This window comes from Campylobacter cuniculorum DSM 23162 = LMG 24588, assembly GCF_002104335.1.
GTDB lineage: Bacteria > Campylobacterota > Campylobacteria > Campylobacterales > Campylobacteraceae > Campylobacter_D > Campylobacter_D cuniculorum.
Genome location: NZ_CP020867.1, coordinates 495,059 through 513,610 on the forward strand (window position 1 = coordinate 495,059; position 18,552 = coordinate 513,610).

General features: G+C 30.6%; 16 protein-coding genes. 9 read left to right on the forward strand and 7 right to left on the reverse strand.

Annotated elements, in window-relative coordinates:
- Nucleotides 1-16 precede the first annotated feature (16 nt).
- Genes CCUN_RS02555 through CCUN_RS02565 form a run of 3 tightly spaced genes read left to right on the forward strand, consistent with a single transcriptional unit; the run spans nucleotide 17 to nucleotide 4,723 of the window.
- Nucleotides 17-2,200, forward strand: a complete 2,184-nt coding sequence (locus CCUN_RS02555) for a dynamin family protein (RefSeq protein ID WP_232087703.1) — start codon at nucleotides 17-19, stop codon at nucleotides 2,198-2,200.
- Nucleotides 2,190-4,022, forward strand: coding sequence for a dynamin family protein (locus CCUN_RS02560; protein ID WP_027305918.1), 1,833 nt, complete (start codon nucleotides 2,190-2,192; stop codon nucleotides 4,020-4,022). Before CCUN_RS02555 ends, CCUN_RS02560 begins: the two co-directional genes overlap by 11 nt.
- Nucleotides 4,019-4,723, forward strand: a complete 705-nt coding sequence (locus CCUN_RS02565; protein ID WP_027305917.1) for a tetratricopeptide repeat protein — start codon at nucleotides 4,019-4,021, stop codon at nucleotides 4,721-4,723. The genes CCUN_RS02560 and CCUN_RS02565 overlap by 4 nt, the downstream gene beginning before the upstream one ends.
- Before the next feature lie 250 nt (nucleotides 4,724-4,973).
- On the opposite strand, the gene CCUN_RS02570 is transcribed toward CCUN_RS02565, so the two are convergent.
- Nucleotides 4,974-6,017, reverse strand: a complete 1,044-nt coding sequence (locus CCUN_RS02570) for an AI-2E family transporter (RefSeq protein WP_027305916.1) — start codon at nucleotides 6,015-6,017, stop codon at nucleotides 4,974-4,976.
- A gap of 430 nt (nucleotides 6,018-6,447) precedes the next feature.
- Nucleotides 6,448-7,581, reverse strand: a complete 1,134-nt coding sequence (locus CCUN_RS02575; RefSeq protein ID WP_027305915.1) for an MFS transporter — start codon at nucleotides 7,579-7,581, stop codon at nucleotides 6,448-6,450.
- Between the two features lie 102 nt (nucleotides 7,582-7,683).
- On the opposite strand from CCUN_RS02575, the gene CCUN_RS02580 reads away from it, so the two are divergent.
- On the forward strand, nucleotides 7,684-8,328 hold the full coding sequence (locus tag CCUN_RS02580) for a hypothetical protein (RefSeq protein ID WP_027305914.1): 645 nt from the start codon (nucleotides 7,684-7,686) through the stop codon (nucleotides 8,326-8,328).
- 36 nt (nucleotides 8,329-8,364) lie between these two features.
- On the opposite strand, the gene pflB is transcribed toward CCUN_RS02580, so the two are convergent.
- Genes pflB through der form a run of 5 tightly spaced genes read right to left on the reverse strand, consistent with a single transcriptional unit; the run spans nucleotide 8,365 to nucleotide 14,871 of the window.
- Nucleotides 8,365-10,827: a motility protein PflB gene (gene pflB / locus CCUN_RS02585; protein ID WP_027305913.1), complete on the reverse strand. Its 2,463-nt coding sequence runs from the start codon at nucleotides 10,825-10,827 to the stop codon at nucleotides 8,365-8,367.
- Nucleotides 10,828-10,836: 9 nt separating this feature from the next.
- Nucleotides 10,837-12,072, reverse strand: coding sequence for a serine--tRNA ligase (gene serS, locus CCUN_RS02590; RefSeq protein WP_027305912.1), 1,236 nt, complete (start codon nucleotides 12,070-12,072; stop codon nucleotides 10,837-10,839).
- Between the two features lie 9 nt (nucleotides 12,073-12,081).
- Nucleotides 12,082-13,041 (reverse strand): tryptophan--tRNA ligase, encoded by a 960-nt coding sequence (gene trpS, locus CCUN_RS02595; RefSeq protein WP_027305911.1) that lies wholly within the window; start codon nucleotides 13,039-13,041, stop codon nucleotides 12,082-12,084.
- The gene (locus CCUN_RS02600; protein WP_027305910.1) at nucleotides 13,038-13,532 is read right to left on the reverse strand and encodes a shikimate kinase; all 495 of its coding nucleotides are present in this window, start codon (nucleotides 13,530-13,532) and stop codon (nucleotides 13,038-13,040) included. The genes trpS and CCUN_RS02600 overlap by 4 nt, the downstream gene beginning before the upstream one ends.
- Complete coding sequence (gene der / locus CCUN_RS02605) at nucleotides 13,522-14,871, reverse strand: ribosome biogenesis GTPase Der (protein WP_027305909.1); 1,350 nt, start codon at nucleotides 14,869-14,871, stop codon at nucleotides 13,522-13,524. Before der ends, CCUN_RS02600 begins: the two co-directional genes overlap by 11 nt.
- A gap of 101 nt (nucleotides 14,872-14,972) precedes the next feature.
- On the opposite strand from der, the gene CCUN_RS02610 reads away from it, so the two are divergent.
- From CCUN_RS02610 to pyrF, 5 genes are read left to right on the forward strand one after another with little or no spacing between them, the layout of a single operon-like run.
- Nucleotides 14,973-15,884 (forward strand): DMT family transporter, encoded by a 912-nt coding sequence (locus CCUN_RS02610; protein ID WP_027305908.1) that lies wholly within the window; start codon nucleotides 14,973-14,975, stop codon nucleotides 15,882-15,884.
- Nucleotides 15,881-16,696: a 3-deoxy-8-phosphooctulonate synthase gene (gene kdsA / locus CCUN_RS02615; RefSeq protein WP_027305907.1), complete on the forward strand. Its 816-nt coding sequence runs from the start codon at nucleotides 15,881-15,883 to the stop codon at nucleotides 16,694-16,696. Before CCUN_RS02610 ends, kdsA begins: the two co-directional genes overlap by 4 nt.
- Nucleotides 16,696-17,166, forward strand: coding sequence for a 6,7-dimethyl-8-ribityllumazine synthase (gene ribH / locus CCUN_RS02620; protein ID WP_027305906.1), 471 nt, complete (start codon nucleotides 16,696-16,698; stop codon nucleotides 17,164-17,166). Before kdsA ends, ribH begins: the two co-directional genes overlap by 1 nt.
- Nucleotide 17,167: 1 nt before the next feature.
- Nucleotides 17,168-17,566: a transcription antitermination factor NusB gene (gene nusB, locus CCUN_RS02625; protein ID WP_027305905.1), complete on the forward strand. Its 399-nt coding sequence runs from the start codon at nucleotides 17,168-17,170 to the stop codon at nucleotides 17,564-17,566.
- Nucleotides 17,563-18,243, forward strand: a complete 681-nt coding sequence (gene pyrF / locus CCUN_RS02630) for an orotidine-5'-phosphate decarboxylase (protein ID WP_027305904.1) — start codon at nucleotides 17,563-17,565, stop codon at nucleotides 18,241-18,243. The genes nusB and pyrF overlap by 4 nt, the downstream gene beginning before the upstream one ends.
- Nucleotides 18,244-18,552: the final 309 nt, after the last annotated feature.

Sequence of the window (18,552 nt, forward strand, 5' to 3'; positions counted from 1 at the left end):
GGGAAGTTTTATGAAATTGAATGCCTTTTTAGAAAAAACTTGGCAAAATCATTTGCAGTTTTTGGATTTAAATGCGAATTTTGAAGATAAAAATGCTCTTGATATTGCTCAAATCGCAATCTTGCTAAGTGCTGATAAAAATAATTATGAAAGATATTTTCTCTTAAAGGAATTTCAAAATATTTTTAGCTTGATTGATTTAAGAGTGGATATTTTTGGCATACAACATGCTCAAGTTTGTGCCATCAATCTTCTAAAAACAGGTTTTTTAGACAAGCAAGATTTGCTCAAGGCTTTAAAAATTTTAGAAAAAATTTCAAAGAATTCTTTGATTTTAGAATTCATTGAAAATTTAGATGTAAAAAAAGTCGATAAAAAAGCAATCTTTGAGTCTCATTTCAAAGAATTAAATTCTATCAATTTAGAACTTCAAAAACTTTCTTTCACTCAAGAAAGCAAACAAAGATTGGAAAAAACTTTAGAAAAATTTCAAAATTTAGAATTTAATATTTGCGTAACAGGGATAATGAATTCTGGTAAATCAAGCCTTTTAAATGCTCTTTTAAAAAAAGATTTTCTAGGTGTTTCTAATATCCCTGAAACTGCAAATTTAACCATACTTCAATACGGCAATAGCGAGGATGCAAAAATTTATTTTTGGAATGAAACAGAATGGCAAAATATTTTAAAAACCTCTGAATTTAGTGAAGAGCTTAAAAATTTTGCCCAAAATCTTGCCAAAGATTTAAACATAAGTGATTTTATCAAAAAAGAAACTCTTATCAAAGAAATTTCTTTAGAAGAATTGAAGAAATTTAGCAGTGCTCAAAACAAGCTTTCTGCTTTGATTAAAAAAATAGAAATTCAAAGCAAATTAGAATTTTTGAAAAACAATATCCGTATCGTAGATACTCCCGGACTTGATGATATAATCATTCAAAGAGAATTAGTAACACATGAATATCTTAAAGAAAGTGATTTTTTAATCCACTTGATGAATGCTTCGCAGAGTTTAACCCAAAAAGATATGCAATTTTTAATCCATTGCTTGTTAAATTCGCGTTTGAGTAAATTTTTGATTGTGCTGACTAAGGCGGATTTGTTAGGAGAAAAAGAACTTAACGAGGTCATTTCTTACACCAAACAAAGTTTAAAATCAAGACTTGAAAATTTAGACAGCAATCTTGTTGAAAAAATAGATTTTTTATGTGTCAGTGCTAAACGAGCGAGTGATTTTTACAAAGGCTTGGCTTCTAAAGATGAATTTGAAAAAAGCGGAATGAAAGAATTTGAAGAATATTTATTTAATGAGCTTTATTCTGGTGAAAAAACTAAGATTGCAATCAATGCTTACAAAAAAGAATTGCTTTTAGAACTTAAAAATCTTTTAGCTGAATACGAAATGCAAAACAAACTCATCAAAGAAAATGAGCAAAATTTTGACAAAGAAAATGAAAAATTATTTTTAGAATTTAAAGCCCAAAAACAAGTTTTAGAAAGAGCCAAAGAAGAAATTAAAAATTCTATACTCAAACTTGAAAATTTGGAAAGCGGGATAGATAATCTTTTATTGCTTTTAGCTAAAAAACTTAAAGAACGTTTAATTGATGAGTTAAAATATCTTCACAATAAGGGTCAAAAAGCGAATATTTCACGCATTTTAAATATTACAGATATTACGGTTAAGGATGGTATTAATGATATTTTAAGAGAAGTGAAATTTGAAAATCTTAAAAGAATTGAGGATTTAAAAGCCACTTTGAGTGTGAAGTATGAATTTTTGCAAGAAGATTTTGAAAGCGGTTTTGAAGAATTTAAAGAACAGATTTCAAAAAATATTGAAAATATCTTTTCAAGTGAAAAATTTTCGCTTTTAAGACTTCAAATCACACAGCTGGTGCAAAAAAAATTTGATTTTAGCTTAGAAACACAGCTCAATGAAGTCATACACGAAGGTTTTAAAAGTTTTGAGATGGCTAAATTTTTAAAAGAATTAAAAATCAATCAAAATTTCTTTGATTTTTTAAACCATAAATTAACCCATTATGAAAATTCGCAAAATCAAAAACTCCAAAATCTTGAAAATTTAATGAAAAATTTAAAAGCCGATAACACAGATTTATCTCAATCTTACGAACAAAATTTAGAAAAAATTTCTCAACTCACTCAACTTAAAACGGAGCTTTTGAATGCAAATTGAACTCTTAAATGACTTCATTAAAGCCTATGAAAATGCTTATGAAAAGCGATTTGATTCAAGTTTTGAAGGCAAAATCAAAACGCTTTGTGCAAAACTCAATGAACCTTTTATGCATTTAAGCAAGGAATTGAGCAAGGAATTTGAAGAATTGATTTTTAGTTTAGAAAAAAATATTAATGTTGCAATTATCGGGCAGTTTTCAAGTGGAAAATCAAGTCTTTTAAATCTTATTTTGCAAAAAGAATGTTTGCCCACAGGCATCATTCCTGTAACCTTTAAACCTACGTTTTTGCATTATGCGAAGGAATATTTTTTAAGAGTGGAATTCGAAGATGGAAGTGATATAATCACTGAAGTGAGCGAACTTGAAAAATATACAGACCAGAGAAAGGGCATTAAAGAAACTAGGAGTTTGCATATTTTTGCTCCTATACCCCTGCTTGAAAAAATCACACTTGTGGATACTCCGGGTTTAAACGCTAATGATACAGATACTCTTACAACCTTTAAAGAACTTAGAAATACTCATTCTATCGTATGGTTGAGTTTGATTGATAATGCAGGTAAGAAAAGCGAAGAGGATGCGATTAAAGCGAATTTAAAACTTTTAGGAGAGCATAGCATTTGTGTGCTTAATCAAAAAGATAAATTGAACGAAGTTGAACTTGAAAATGTAATGAATTATGCTAAAGATGTGTTTTCAAAGTATTTCGAAAAAATCATTGCCATTTCTTGCAAAGAGGCTAAGACTAAAGAGAACTATGAAAAATCAAATTTCGAACTTTTGTTAAAATACCTGCAAAATCTTGATGGATTTAAAATAAAACACAATTTTGTCAAAAGAAAAATGCTTGAATGTTGCGAAATTTTAGAAAATGAAATCAAACTTTTTGATGAAATTTTTAATAAACTTGAAAAACATTTTAAAGATTATGAACTCTATTTAAATGAGTGTTTTGAAAGATTAAATTCTCAAATCAAAATTTTAAATCACGAAATTTTGGAAAAACTTAAAAGCATTAGCGAACGCATTTCAAAAGAAATTTTTGAAAGTGTTAAAGAAAAAGAAGCACATTTTTTTAAACAAGCAAAAACCTTGTTTAAAAAAGATTTATATGTTAAATACAATTACAAAACCCCTTTTATTTCGAGCGACGATGCATTTTTAGCAATGTTTTATAATTCTGATGTAATGAGTAAAGAATTTAAAAAAAATAAAAATGAGTTGATTGCAGCTTTTGACAAGCTGAAACTAAATTTGAATGAAATTTTTGAAACCTTACAAAAAGACATTTTGCTTTTTAAGGCAAGATTTTCAAATATACAAAAAGACAATGAGTTTCAAAGTGATACAAATTTTAGCGAATTAAGGGTTTTTTGTAATGCAAGTGACGAGTATTTTTTAAAAGATTTTAAAAATATTTTGTTTGAAAATATCTTAGAGCTTGATATTTTTTTAGAAAAACTTGATTTAAAAGCCTTTACAAATTACGAAAATGCCACAAAATTAAGTTTGAGTTTTTTTAGCCGTAAAATCAATGAAAGCAGAAGTTTTTATGAGCTTGATAGTTCGCAATTTTCTTTGTTTTATCCCAAAAAAAGCGAAATTTATGAAAGGGTTTTGACCGAGCTTAATGTTTATGAATTTGAGGCTTTACTTATTAACAAGCCCATTATTACTAAGATTGTTAAAAAATTTTTTGAGCAAAATAAGGCTTTGATTATAGAAAAAACAAAGCTTATTGATTCTAAAAAAGAAGAGCTTAAAAAACGAATGGATTGTATTTTAGAGGTAAAAAAAGCTCTAAAGGAGCTTGAATGAAAAAAATTATTTTATTTTTTTTAATGCTAAGCATTGTTTTTGCACAAGAAAATTTAGAACAGGCTTTGAGGCTTTATGAAAAGAATCAATTCGCAAAGGCTTACGAAGTTTTTGACAGACTTTGTGAAAAGGGGAGTGCTAAAGCGTGTTTTTCTATTGCTTATATGAATGAAAATTCTCAAGGGATTCCAAAAAATTTAAAAAAAGCTCATCAATTCTATGATAAATCTTGCACCTTAGGACTTGCAAAGGCTTGTTCCAATTTGGCTCTTTTACTTAATGAAGAAGGCTATGAAAATGATGCGATTTTAGCCTTTAATCGGGCTTGTAAATTGTCCGATACAGCAAGTTGCAATGCTGTGGCACTTTTTTATGAAAAAGAAAAAGATGCAGAATTAGCCTTAAATTTTTATAAAAAATCTTGTGATTTAAAAGATGCCAGAGCTTGTTATAAACTCGGCTCAATTTACGAAAAAGGCGAATTTGTGCGTCAAAATTTAAAAAGCTCTTTATCATTTTATTCGCAATCTTGTTCTTTTGGTTTTGCAGAAGCTTGCTATCTTTTAGGTCGCTATAATGAAAAAGAGAAAAAAGATATGCAAAGTGCAAAACGATATTTTGGAATGGCTTGCGATAAAAAACACAAAGAAGCTTGTGAAGCTTATAAAGAATTTGTAAAAAAAGGCATTGAAATTTATTAGTGTTTTGAATTTTTGATGATAAAACATTTTTAGTTTAATTTTGCTTTAATTTTTATAAAAGCACATAAGCTTTATTTGAAATTTATTTTTATATAGAATTTCACAACATAACAGGTTATTCGGTTAATATAATTTTGTATTATTTTTCTGCGAAAAACTTTTATAATTTTTGTGTTTTTTTGAGTGCATATTTTAGAAATTTTTATTATCGTTTGATTTTAAATTTATAAGCTCATTAATTTATAAAATTTCAAATTAAATTTTTATTTTTTAAAAGCACATAAAGTCTTATAGTTGAGATGAAAAAGGTTAAAATAGCCGGACCTAAAATAATGCCCCAAAAACCAAAACTTGAAATTCCTGCAACCATAGATAAAAAAATCAAGAGTTCGTTGATTTTAGCTGGAGTTTTTACAAGTTTTTGATTAATCCATTTAATGATTAAAGGTTTAATCAAAGTGTCAGCTACAAAAGAAATCACAAGCAAAGAATAAAGAAAAATGACCAAAGCATTGCTTAAACCACTTGAAGCAAATTCATAAAGACTGATAGGAATATAAACCAAAGCTCCTCCGATAGCAGGTATGAGTGAGCTTACAGCAAAAATAGTTCCAAATAAAATTCCATCATAGCCATAAAATAAAGTAATAATGCCAAAAAGTGCTCCTTCAAAAATAGCTATAATCACCATAGAGTAAAGCACCACAGCCATTACATTGCTCACTTCACTCAAAATTTCTTCAAGCTCTTTTCTTTCTATAGGAATGATTGATTTAAGATAAATCACAAGCTCTGTCCCATAGAGATTTGCAAAGAAATAAAAAACACAAATGAGCACCATATCGACTAAAAATTTCGCCCCTGAACGCGTAAATGTTGAAACGTAACCTAGAATTTGCCTATAAAGACTATTTAAGTCAATGCCCGCAATCCATTCTTTGATTTTAGGTTCTAAAAAACTTAGAGATTCTGGTAGAGTAAATTGATAGGCTCTTACATATTCAAGAGTTTGACTGATAAGATTAATGTCGAAATTTTTTAAACCCTTTGCAAGTTCTATCATCGCATAGACAAAAGGTGCAAAAAAGAGTATGACCATACAAGCTGTCGTTAAAATCGCGGTTAAAAATTTGCGTCCTTGTGTTAAACTTAAAAATTTAGCATTCAAATTTGAAGTTGCCACTGCCATTAAACTTGCAATCGCAATCGTCAGTAAAAAACCCTTAAAAAGATAGAACAAGAGGATTAAAACAATTAAAATAAAGGCGATTAAAAAAGTTTTTCCATTTTTCATTTTTTAACTTTGATTGATATTATAATGACGATATTTTACTAGAATATTCTAAATACATTTAAAATATATTAAAAGGATAAAAATTTAAATTCTTAAAAATACTTTGGCTTAAAAAATAAGAGAGGGTTATAATTTCTCGCTTTTTACAAGGAGTTTAAATGATTTATGCTTAATTACATTTTGATGGTTCTAGCTGTTAGAGGAATGCATATATAGGCTTTATATTTGTTTATGATTATCATCGCTTTTATTTTGGCTTATCGGTGTATTTTTTGGAATGACTTTTGGAATTATTTTTGTGATTTTAGCTTGCAATTAAAATTGAATTTTAAATTTCTTAGCTTTTTGATATTTTTTAAAATCAATTTGAAGCTAAAATTTTAATCTCTCTTAACTTCAGCTTTTAAAAGAAAATAAATGTTTTTAAATTTTAAACATAAAATTTTTTGAATTTTAAAAAAAGTGTTAAGGCACATAATAAAAGCAAAATTGTAAAAATACAAAGAAAATTCCAGCCTAAAATTTCATAATAAAAACCGGGAATAACCGAGCCCATAACTCCTCCGCTATAATAAAAAGTAAGATAAAGCCCATTTGCCAAGCCTTTTTGATGAATCTTTAAATTCAAAAGAGCAGAAAAAATGCAATGACAAATAAACATTCCGCTACAAAAAATAAACATTGAAACGAAACTCCAAAGAAAATGCGTTATCATCATACTCAAACACCCTGCAATAAAAACTAAAAATCCAAAAACAGCTGTATTGAATTTTGATTTTAAAATTTTAATGGTTTTCTGGATAAGCAAGGAGCTAAGAATTCCTGTTAAAAAACCTAAATATACAAGTCCTATTTGAGTTTGAGTGATATTGACAAAACTTTCTTTAAGATGAAAAGGCAAAAAAGAAACAATACTTTGAAAAGAAAAGAACATCACAAAAACACAAATTAAAAGCACCAAAAATTCATTTCTTGAAAGATAAACCATAAAATCTTTTACAGAAATGTTTGAATTTAAATTTGAGCTTAAGTCTTTAAAAAAACAAAAAACTAGAGCACAAATAAACATTAAAAAAGCAAAAAAATTCAAAGCAAAATGCCAAGAAAAAAGATCACTTAAATAGCTTCCAAATACTCTGCCTATAAAGCCACCAAGAGTCGTTGCACCTACATATAAAGCTATATTTTTTTGAATGTTTTCTGATTCTATTCTTGTTAAAAGTGTCAAAAGTGCCGTGAGTATAGCTGGGATGCATAAAGATTGTAAAAAACGAAAAGTTAAGAAAAAATAAAAATCATCACTTGAATTTGCAATCATTTGAAACAAAGCACAAAAAAATAAAGAATAAATAAGAATTTTTTTCAAAGAAAATTTTTCAAGCAAATAACCATAAACAATAGGAGCAAAAGCTAAAGGTATAAGTGTAACACTCATCACCCAAGAAATTTCATAGAGGTTTGTTTTAAAATATTTAGCGAGTGCAGGAGCTAAAGGTTGTGGTGCGTAAGTTAGAGCTAGAGTTAATATTGCTGTGAAAATGATAGGAATTTTTAATGCTTTCATAGATGAAATTAAACACTAATGAAAATTAAATTTCGTTTAATATATAAATTTTTTCTAAAAACTGCCGATATAAACTTAACCTCACAAAACAAAGGAGCGATAATGCAAGTAAATACGAATACTTACTCATCAATCGCTAACTCAAAACAAGTTAGCAATACGAAGGCAGATGAAAATACGAAAGACTCTGATGTCCAAAGTGCGAATTCACAGCAAAAAGCATCGCAGTTAAGCCAAACTGAACGAGACACGATTGAAAAGCTCAGTTCTCTTGGCGGTAAAGGTCTAACACAGCTTTATTTCTTAGAATTCTCTCAACAAACTATGAGTGCGGCTTTTGGTAGTAGCAATGCACAAAACGGCATAGCTGATCTTTTAAATGGTTTTAATACTGAAAAAGCAAGTTCAATACTCTCACAAATTGATTTTGCAGCTTTGGGTTATACAGGGAAAAATCCTTTAGATATGAATACAAATGAGCTTAACGAGCTCTTAAGTGAAAATGGATTTTTTGGTGTAGATAACACTGCAAATCGAATCGCTGATTTTGTGATACAAGGTGCAGGAGATGATCTTGAAAAACTTCAAAAAGGATTTGAAGGTATGAAAAGAGGATTTGAAGAAGCGGAAAGAATGTGGGGCGGCAAACTTCCTCAAATCAGTCAAGATACTATAGCACAAGCTATAGAAAAGGTTAGCAAACGCGTAGAAGAATTAGGTGGAAATGCTGTCGATTTTCAAGCTTGACATTTAAGGCGTTTTAAACGCCTTAAATTCTAAAAATTAGTTTTTTCTTATATCAAAGGTAAAGAATTCACTTTTAAAATCATTAGGCAAATCTTTATATTGAGTTAAAGCAGGTTCATAATTGCGTACTTCTTGATACAAAAGTCCTAAAGCAGCTTTACTTTCTTTATTATTTTTATCGTTTAATTTTGCAAGCTGTAAAAGTATGATAGCTGAATTGGGATTGTTTGCACCTGTGGCAGCAACTGCTGCTAAGAAAAGAGTTCTTGAATCTTCAATCTTATAATTATCAATAAGAATATTATAAAGTGCATAAGCTTCCTCAAATTGCCCTGCGAAAATATCCAAATACGCCAAAGTTTGCACCACACCTTCATCTTTAGAATCTGAAGTATTCATAAAATTTTTGAATTTTTCACGTTCTAAATTTAAAAGTCCTGCAATATGCATTAAAGAAACATAATACTCCCTGACTATATTTGCTCCTCCAAATAAGCTTTTATAATCAAGTTTTAAATCTTTAAAATGTATTTGAGCATTTTGAGAATATTCTTTGATGTCTAAATTTTCATTCATAGAATTAAAATACAAAATATTTGCAATAATATCATCGGGTAAAAGGGCTTTAAGTTTTGAAATTTTAACGCTAACTTGATTGTCTAAACCATTAGTTTTAGCAATGATAGCTTCAAGCATAAGACTCAGTGGGCTGTCTTGTTTTTCCTCCTCCAAATAAGGAAGCATTGAAACATAACTTCCACCTGCTAGAAAAATCATAGCTCTTTGAAGATTAGCTTTAAATTCGGTATCGGTTGCGATATTTTCCATAATTTCGTTGTAAAATTTTGTCGTGTCCATGTCGATGATTTTTGCACAAAAGATTGCAAAAGCTCCCGCTAAATAATTTTTAGGATTAAGATGATAAGAGCTTGAAAAATGTTTATAAGCAAGCTCATAGTCTTTAAGTTGAGCATAACTTAAGGCAAGATTATAGTGCAAAATACTATGTTCGGGATAATCTTTGAGTATATTTTGAAATTCTTTATTTGCAAGTCTTAATTGTTGATTAAAAGCATAATTAATCGCTTTAGCGATTTTTACATTTGTTGAAGAAATCATCTTGCCTGTCGTTAAATAATTGCCCGCATCGTTACTATCATCGACAAAGTCTGTTATGTTCGCTTTTTTAATATAAAGCAAGGCTTGTTTGGCATCAAAAACTTGATAAGGTGCAAAATAAAACAGCAAGTCAAATTGATCTTTATATTTTTTAAGCAAATCTTTAGAAAAATTTTTTTGTGCAATATGCACATCGAAAAGCTCTCTATTTAAACGCACTTTGATTTTATAATCATCTAAAATTTTATATTTATCACTATCATCTGTATAAGCACCACTTAAACGAAGCAACATATCTTGATAATTACCCATTTTAAGATCCACCAAACTAATGGCTGCTAAGCTTTTATTGAAATCTCTATCAATTTTCATAGCTGTGCTTAAAGCCCCTTTGGCTCTCTCATATTCGCCCATTCTTGCATATAAAAGTCCCAAAGATAAACTACTTTCAAAGCTTTCTTGAGAATTAAGCTCTTGCACAGCCTTAGAATCCAAATCCATTTTGGTGTAAATTTTAGCTGAAAGGTATTTAGCGGTATCTGTGTAAGGTTCGATATTTGTTTTTTGTAGCATTTGCAAGGCTTCCGGATAATAGCCCTTATAATAATTAATTAAGCTCAAATAATAATCATAAAGCTTTGATTTACCTTCTTTTGAAAGATACACCTCCGCTAAATCAATATAATATTTAAATCTCTCTTTATCGTTTAATTTTAAAGCACTCACAGCAGCATTAATTGCCGAAACGCTTTGACTTTCACCCCTTTTGATGGCTTCATCAAAGCTCACTAAGGCTTCATCAAATTTTCCCTCATTCATTTTTAAAACGCCAAGATTATAGTTTGATAAAGATTCATTATAAATGGAAACTTGTTCGTATATTTTTAAAGCTTGTTCAATCTCTCCTTTAACATAAAGAGCGTTTGCTTTTTGTATCATATTATCAATTTTTTTTGAATCATCGTATTGATAAGATTCATCGGGGGCAACTTCGGCTTGCACTTTTAGTTTTGTAGCGATAATATCAGGCTTAACATTATCTCCTTTAAAAGTAAGTATCATTAAAATGAAAATCAAAGCAGAAGTTACAAATAAAGAAGCACCGACTAAATATAAGAATTTTCTATCTTTATACCAAGGTATAAGTTCATTCGAATCTTCTTCTTCCTTTTTTTCAAAAGTGGCTTCGCTCTCTTTTGGAGCCGATTCTCTTGTGAAAGAAAATACCTCTCCTCCATCACTTGGCAATTCATCGGGTAAGGTTGCAAATTCCTCATCTTGCGGAGCTTCACCCGCTTGTCCTTTATAGTCTTTTAAGCTTTCATCAAGTTTTTTTTCATCCTCTGGTTTTTCTAAAATAACCTCTTCGGTTTCAGCCATTTTAATCCTTTAAAAATATTTTTTCAAGACATCGGGAATATGAATTTTCCCATCTTTATCTTGATAATTTTCTATAATCGCGACTAAGGTTCTTCCTACAGCTAAAGAAGAGCCGTTAAGAGTATGCACGAGTTCATTTTTGCCTTGTTCATTTTTATAGCGAATTTTAGCTCTTCTTGCTTGAAAGCTCCTGCAATTTGAAATTGAGCTGATTTCTCTGTATCGGTTTTGTCCGGGCAACCATACTTCAAGGTCAATAGTTTTTGCAGCACTAAAGCCTAAATCTCCTGTGCAAAGCATCATATGCCTATGGGCTAAACCCAAAGAGCTTAATAAATCACTCCCACAGCTTACCATTTGCTCAAACACCTCATCACTTTGCTCTGGTTTTGTAATGCTTACAAGTTCAACTTTTTCAAATTGATGCTGTCTTATAATGCCTCTTGTATCCCGCCCGGCACTGCCTGCTTCTTTTCTAAAACAAGCACTATAACAAGTCATTTTAAGCGGCAACATTTCTTTAGGAATAATCTCATCAGCATAGAGATTAGTTACAGGAATTTCAGAAGTTGAGATAAGATATAAATCCTCTGCGTCAATTTTATACATATCTTCTTTAAATTTAGGAAGTTGTCCAGTGCCAAACATTGTGTTAGAATTGACTAAAAAAGGAACATTGACAAGTTTAAAACCACGTTTGCAATTAAAATCAATCATATAATTAATCAAAGCACGATTGAGTAAAGCCGCTTCATTTTTAAGCACACAAAAGCGACTTTGCGAAATTTTAACCCCGCGAACAAAATCAATCCAATCAAGCTTCGCCGCTAAATCAAAATGTTCCTTAGGTTCAAAATCAAAACGCGGTGGCTCTAAAACCTTTTTAAGCTCGATATTTTCATCTTCATCTTTTCCTATAGGAACATCATCATCAGGGATATTTGGGATAGAATGAGAAATGGTTTGAAGTTCATTTTGAAGGGCATTAACTTTTTGATTTAAAGAAGAAATTTTAGCCTTATTTTCACTCAATTGAATTTTAAGCTCTTCTTTATTTGTAGAATTTGAAAGCTCCTTACTGAATTTGTTTTGGAAGGCTTGTAGTTCTTCTAAAATCGCTTTTTCTTTTTTAAGTTGAGCGAAAAGTTCGCTTAAAATTTTAAGCAAATCTTCATCGACTTTTTTATTTTTAAGTTTTTGAGCGAAAAGTTCAAAATCCTTTTGAAAAAGTTTTAAATCCAACATTTTTATCCTTTAAAGTCCTATTTTTTCATAAATTTTTTGCATTTTTTCTTTTGCAATCTTTCTTGCCTTGTTTGCTCCTTGTTCTAAATAAAATTCAAGCTCTTGCGGGTTGGCTAAAAAATTTTCATATTTTTCTTTTGCTTCTTTAAAATACGCATTGATAATTTCATTTAAAAATATCTTAAAATGCCCATATCCCTCTGCACCTTTTTCATATCTTTTTTTCAATTCTTCTTGTTCTTCTGAATTTAAAAAGAGTTTTGCAAGGCTAAAAATTTTACAATTTTGCCAATTTTTTGGCTCTTCTAAAGGAGTGCTATCCGTTGTGATGGTTGAAATTTGCTTTTTTAAGGTTTTTTCATCAGCAAAAATATCAATGGTATTTTTATAAGATTTGCTCATCTTAGCCCCATCTGTACCAACTACCACAGCGACTTCTTCATTGATTTTTGCTTGAGGAAGGGTGAAAATTTCTCCCCACGTATTATTGACCTTTAAAGCAATATCGCGTGCAATTTCAACATGTTGAATTTGATCCTTACCTACAGGCACAATTTGAGAATCAAAGAGCAAAATATCTGCTGCCATCAAAACAGGATAAGAAAAAAGCCCATGCGAAGCATTTAAACCCTTAGCAATTTTATCCTTATAACTATGGGCACGTTCAAGCAAACCCATAGGTGTAAATTGCGATAAAATCCAATAGAGTTCAACGACTTCCTTAACATCACTTTGCAACCAAAAAATGCTTTTTTGTGGATTGATTCCTAAGCTTAAAAATGCTGCGGCTGCTTTTAAGGTGTTTGTCCTTAAATTTTTACCTTCTTGACTCGAAGTCATTGCGTGATAATTTGCAATAAAAATAAACATTTCATTTTCATTTTGTGCTTCAATCATAGGTTTTATCGCACCAAAATAGTTTCCAATGTGTAAATCCCCGCTTGGTTGAAGTCCCGTTAAAACTCTCATTCTATCCTCTTTTTAAGCTCATAAATAAGCTCTTGTATATTTTTATTTTCAATATCTAAAATCAAATTTGCTTTTTTTTCATAAATTTTTAAACGCTCATTATATAATGTTTTTGCTTTTTTTTCATCATAAAATAAGGGTCTTTTTTCTTTTTCTTTTAAATCAAGGCGATTTTTAAGAGTCTCAAATTCAGCTCTTAAATATACGCAAATTCCTATTTCATTTAAATTTGAAACTTGTATGAATCCTCCCCCTGTTGCAATAGAAGCATTTTTAATTCCACAAAAAAAATTTGCTATTTTTTGTTCTTCTTTTCTAAAAAAATCCTCTCCAAATTCTGCAAAAATTTCAGTTATGCTCTTATCAAATTTAGCCTCAATCAAAGAATCACTATCTAAAAAAACCCGGTCAAGTTCTACTGCTAAAGCCCTTGCTAAAGTGCTTTTTCCACTAGCCATAAAACCTATAAAAAATATATTTTTATTCTTCATCTCTTTGCCCTTTTTTTCTCGATACCAAGATAAGAGGTACACCTTCAAGTTTGAAATTCTCACGCATTTTATTTTGCAAATATCGTTTGTAGCTAAAATGCAAAGCCTTTGGGCGATTCATCACAAGAGCAATTTTTGGTGGTGCTAAATCATATTGCACAGCATAATAAATTTTAACCACTTTTCCACGATCATGAGGCAAAGGATGGGTTTTTGTTGCTTCTTCTATGAGAGCGTTGAGTTTTGCAGTTGGAATTTTTTGAATGAAATTCTCAAAAAGCTCTAAAATTTTATCTAAAAGCACGGAAATTCTTTTACCACTTAAAGCACTAACACTAATGATGGGAGCGTGAGCTAAGAATTTAAAGCGGTCTAATTTTAATTCTTTAAGCGTTGCGTCAAAATCTCTTTGTGCTTTATCCCATTTATTTAACACAATCATCACAGCTAAATGATGTTTTGCAATCAACCCCGCTATACGCTCATCAAGTTCATTAAAACCTTCATCAGCGTCTAAAACCAAAAGGGCGATTTGAGCTTTTTGGAGAATTTTTTCTGTGCGATTGAGTGCAAAATATTCTAAACCTTGAATTTTTCCTCTTTTGCGAATTCCTGCTGTATCGATAAATTCTATGGTTTTATTTTGATAATTAATGCTTTCATTGACAGGATCAATTGTCGTTCCAGCAATGGCACTCACCACAGCTCTTTCTTGTTTAACAAGAGCATTTAAAAGACTTGATTTACCAACATTCACGCGTCCTACTATACCCACTTTAATGTGATGTTCATCGATGTTTTGCAATGAATTTTGTTCTTCTTCTAAGCTTTGCTCTTCATCTTTTGAAAAACTTTGTTTTAAAAAACAATCCAACCAATCATAAAGCTCATCTAAGCCTATATTGTGCGTTACAGAGAGATTAAAAATTTCTTTAACTCCAAAATTTGCAAATTCCCAAGCCCTTTCCTCGTCTTTTTTATTATCAATCTTATTGACAATCAAAGCTATAGGTTTTGAAAGTTTTTTTAAAGAATGAAAAAATTTTCTGTCCTCATCATCCGGAGCAAGTTTTCCATCAACAAGATAAAGGATAATATCGCTATTTTTGGCAACTTTGAGAGTGTTTTTTTTGACATTTTTAAAAAGCTCATCTTTTTCATCAAGTCCGCCACTATCGATAAGTAAGGCTTTTTTAGAATAAATTTCAATCAATGTTTGATTTGTATCTCTTGTTGTGCCTGAAATTTCGCTTGTAATTGCAATCCTCTTTTGTGCCATACGATTAAAAAGACTTGATTTACCGACATTTGGCTTGCCTATGAGTATAATACTTTGCATTTTTTTCCATAATTAAAAATTTATTTTCGAAAAGATTATATAAAATTTGGCTTAAAATTAAGCAAACAAAGATTAAAATATCAAAAAATAAGGAGAAATGTTTGTTAAAAATTGTTAAACGCAATTTAGGCATTTATTTTATGATACTTGCTTGTTTTGATTTTGCTTTAATGGGTGCTTGTGCTAAACTTCTTAGTGAAGAGCTTAGCTCTATTGAAATTATGTTTTTTAGAAATATTATCGGTGTGGTTTTTATATTTTATATGCTTAAAAAAACTAAAGTGCGTAAAAAGGGTGGGCGTTTAGGGCTTTTGATTTTTAGAGGAATAAGCGGAACCTTATCCTTATATTTGTTTTTTTATAATGCTGCAAATATCACTCTTGGCGGAACTTTTGCCTTTCAAAAAACTGCTCCGATTTTCATCACTTTGATTGCTTTTTTTTGGTTTAAAGAAAATATAGGCTTTAAAGGTTGGTGTGGAATTTTAATCGCTTTTTGCGGGGTGCTTTTCATCACACAGCCTTGGGCAAATGAGCAAATGCATTCGGGTTTTGATATTAAAAATTCTATTCTTGGAATTTTAAGTGGCTTCTTTGCAGCCTTAGCCCTTACAAGTGTGAGGCAATTAAGAAAATATTACGCGGCAGAGAAAATCGCCCTTTCTTTTATTTTAACGGGGACATTAATGCCTTTTGCTTCTATGCTTGTAGGCTCTTTTTATGCTCCTAAAGAGCTTGATTTTTTATTAGCACCTTTTATTATGCCGAGTTTTAAAGCGTGGATTTTAATCGCTATTATGGGAACTTTAGGTACTTTATATCAAATTCACATTACAAAATCTTATGGGGTGGCTAAACAAGCAGGAATCGTTGCTGGAGTGAGTTATTTGGATGTGGTTTTTTCTTTGTTTGTGGGGTTGTTGTTAGGAGATGATTTACCAAGTGCTATAGTTTTTTTGGGTATAATAGGTATAATTTTTGGCGGATTGATTTTGATTAAAGGAAAAAAATGAAAAAAATGATACTCATTGCAGGTCCTTGTGTTATAGAAAGTAAAGAGCTTGTTTTTAAAATGGCACAAGAGCTTAGACAATTTGCAGATGATGCAAGAATAGAATTTTATTTTAAATCAAGTTTTGATAAAGCTAATCGCACGAGTATCGATTCTTTTAGGGGTCCTGGACTTGAAGAAGGACTTAGAATTTTAGAAAGTGTTAAAAAGGAATTCGCTCTTAATATCCTTACAGATATTCATGAAAGCTATCAAGCAAAAATAGCAAGTGAAGTTGTTGATGTGCTTCAAATTCCCGCCTTTTTATGCAGACAAACAGATTTACTTGTCGCAGCAGCAAAAACTCAATCAAAGATTAATATTAAAAAGGGACAATTTTTAAATCCAAGCGATATAAAATACAGCATTAAAAAGGTGTTGCAAACAAGAGGCATAGAACAAGAAGGCTATGAAGTGGCACAAAAAAATGGAGTTTTTGTTGCCGAAAGAGGGGCGAGTTTTGGTTATGGAAATTTGGTTGTAGATATGAGAAGTTTAGTGATAATGCGTGAATTTGCTCCTGTAATTTTTGATGCAACTCATAGTGTGCAAATGCCCGGAGTCGCAGGGGGGAAAAGTGGGGGAAAAAGCGAGTTTATACAGCCTTTAGCAAGGGCTGCTGCTGCGGTTGGCGTCGATGGTTTTTTCTTTGAAACCCATATCAATCCTTCTGAAGCTCTTTGTGATGGACCAAATATGCTTAATTTAGAGCATTTAAAAAAATGCGTTTCTAAACTCCTTGAAATTCAAAATCTTATAGAAAAGGAAAAATGATGGAAATTATCGAAGGAAAACTTGCCTTAAGCGGAAGTGAAAAAATTGCCATTGTCAATGCAAGATTTAATCATATCATTACAGATAAATTGATAGAGGGTGCAAAAGATGCTTTTTTAAGGCATGGGGGTCAGGATGCAAATTTAAGTTTGATTTTAGTTCCGGGTGCTTTTGAAATACCCTTTATCCTAAAAAAAGCGATTGAGAGCAAAAAATTTGATGGAATTTGTTGTTTGGGAGCTGTGATTCGAGGTTCTACTCCGCATTTTGATTATGTGAGTGCGGAAACAACGAAAGGCATAGCGAATGTGAGTTTAAATCACAATATTCCTGTAAGTTTTGGGGTTTTAACAACCGATACCATAGAACAAGCCATAGAAAGAGCGGGAAGTAAAGCGGGAAATAAAGGTTTTGAAGCTATGACAACCCTCATAGAAATGTTTAATTTAAGCCAAATTTTAAGGACCTAAGGTGGCGACGCGACATCAGGTGAGACAAAGCGTTGTTTCTTTGCTTTATGCCTTTGAATTTAACGAAAAAAACAATGAATTTTTAGATGAATTTTTAGATGAAAAAAAAATTCGCAATGAGCAAAAAAAATTCACACTAAGTTTATATCAAGGCATTTGTGAAAATCTTGAAAAACTTGATTTTCAAATCAATACGCATTTGAATGAAAATGAAATTTCTAAGGTTGCACATATTGAAAGGGCTATTTTGAGATTAGGTGCTTATGAACTTTTATACACTGATACGACGCGAGCAATTATCATCAATGAAGCCATAGAACTTGCTAAAGAAATGGCAAATGATAATTCTTCTAAATTCATTAACGGGGTGCTTGATTCAATCACTAAGGCACAATTATGAAACTTTGCGTCGCCTTTGATTTATCCTCAAAAAAAGAATGCCTTGACTTAGCTCAAGAGTTAAAAGGTTTAGACCTTTGGATTAAAATAGGCTTAAGGGCTTATTTAAGAGATGGTTTTAAATTGATTGAAGAGCTTAAAAAAATCAATGATTTTAAAATTTTTTTAGATTTAAAAATTTATGACATTCCTAACACAACAGCAGATGCTTGTGAAGAATGTGCAAAACTTGATATTGATATGATGAATATCCATGCAAGTGTTGGAAAAAGTGCAATGCAAAAAGCGATAAATCGTTTAAATTCACTTAAAAAACGCCCTTTGGTGTTAGGAGTTTCGGCTTTAACAAGTTTTGATGAGAGTGAATTTTATGAAATTTATAAACAAAAAATCAATGAAGCGGTGATTAATCTTTCAAAAATTGCTTATGAAAATGGACTTGATGGTATGGTTTGTTCGGTTTTTGAAAGCTTAAATATCAAAAAACACACAGCTTCAAATTTTTTGACCCTAACGCCCGGAATTCGTCCTTTTAATGAAGATAATGAGGACCAAAAAAGAGTGGCGGATATAAAAACAGCACAAGAAAATAAAAGCGATTTCATCGTCATAGGAAGACCGATTTATAGAGCGAAAAATCCACGAGAACTTTGCGAAAAAATTCTTTTGAATTTATAATAATGCTTTTTTTAAACTACATAGTGCTATTTTTGAATAAATTTTTTATATCTTTTAGTCAATTTAAATCTTTAGAAATTTTTAAACCTAAAGATATTTCAAGTCTTTTTTGAAAGTATTTTGATTACGCATTTTTCGCCTTGATTTATTCATCAACAGAATTTAACAATTTTTTTTATAAGGTAATGGCTCATTTTTGGCTAAAATTGCTTTAGTTTCCTCTGGCGGCTCATATTTTTTATCTTTTTGTGCTAAAAGAAATTTTTTAGCTTTTTTGTAAAAAATTAAAAAAAGCCCCATTCTCTTTTA

Bases quoted from the DNA above. Each gene is read 5' to 3' on its own strand.
- CCUN_RS02560 (WP_027305918.1), top strand. From the start codon at position 2,190: ATGCAAATTGAACTCTTAAATGACTTCATTAAAGCCTATGAAAATGCT.
- CCUN_RS02565 (WP_027305917.1), top strand. From the start codon at position 4,019: ATGAAAAAAATTATTTTATTTTTTTTAATGCTAAGCATTGTTTTTGCA.
- CCUN_RS02570 (WP_027305916.1), bottom strand. From the start codon at position 6,017: ATGAAAAATGGAAAAACTTTTTTAATCGCCTTTATTTTAATTGTTTTA.
- CCUN_RS02575 (WP_027305915.1), bottom strand. From the start codon at position 7,581: ATGAAAGCATTAAAAATTCCTATCATTTTCACAGCAATATTAACTCTA.
- CCUN_RS02580 (WP_027305914.1), top strand. From the start codon at position 7,684: ATGCAAGTAAATACGAATACTTACTCATCAATCGCTAACTCAAAACAA.
- pflB (WP_027305913.1), bottom strand. From the start codon at position 10,827: ATGGCTGAAACCGAAGAGGTTATTTTAGAAAAACCAGAGGATGAAAAA.
- serS (WP_027305912.1), bottom strand. From the start codon at position 12,072: ATGTTGGATTTAAAACTTTTTCAAAAGGATTTTGAACTTTTCGCTCAA.
- trpS (WP_027305911.1), bottom strand. From the start codon at position 13,041: ATGAGAGTTTTAACGGGACTTCAACCAAGCGGGGATTTACACATTGGA.
- CCUN_RS02600 (WP_027305910.1), bottom strand. From the start codon at position 13,532: ATGAAGAATAAAAATATATTTTTTATAGGTTTTATGGCTAGTGGAAAA.
- der (WP_027305909.1), bottom strand. From the start codon at position 14,871: ATGCAAAGTATTATACTCATAGGCAAGCCAAATGTCGGTAAATCAAGT.
- kdsA (WP_027305907.1), top strand. From the start codon at position 15,881: ATGAAAAAAATGATACTCATTGCAGGTCCTTGTGTTATAGAAAGTAAA.
- ribH (WP_027305906.1), top strand. From the start codon at position 16,696: ATGGAAATTATCGAAGGAAAACTTGCCTTAAGCGGAAGTGAAAAAATT.
- pyrF (WP_027305904.1), top strand. From the start codon at position 17,563: ATGAAACTTTGCGTCGCCTTTGATTTATCCTCAAAAAAAGAATGCCTT.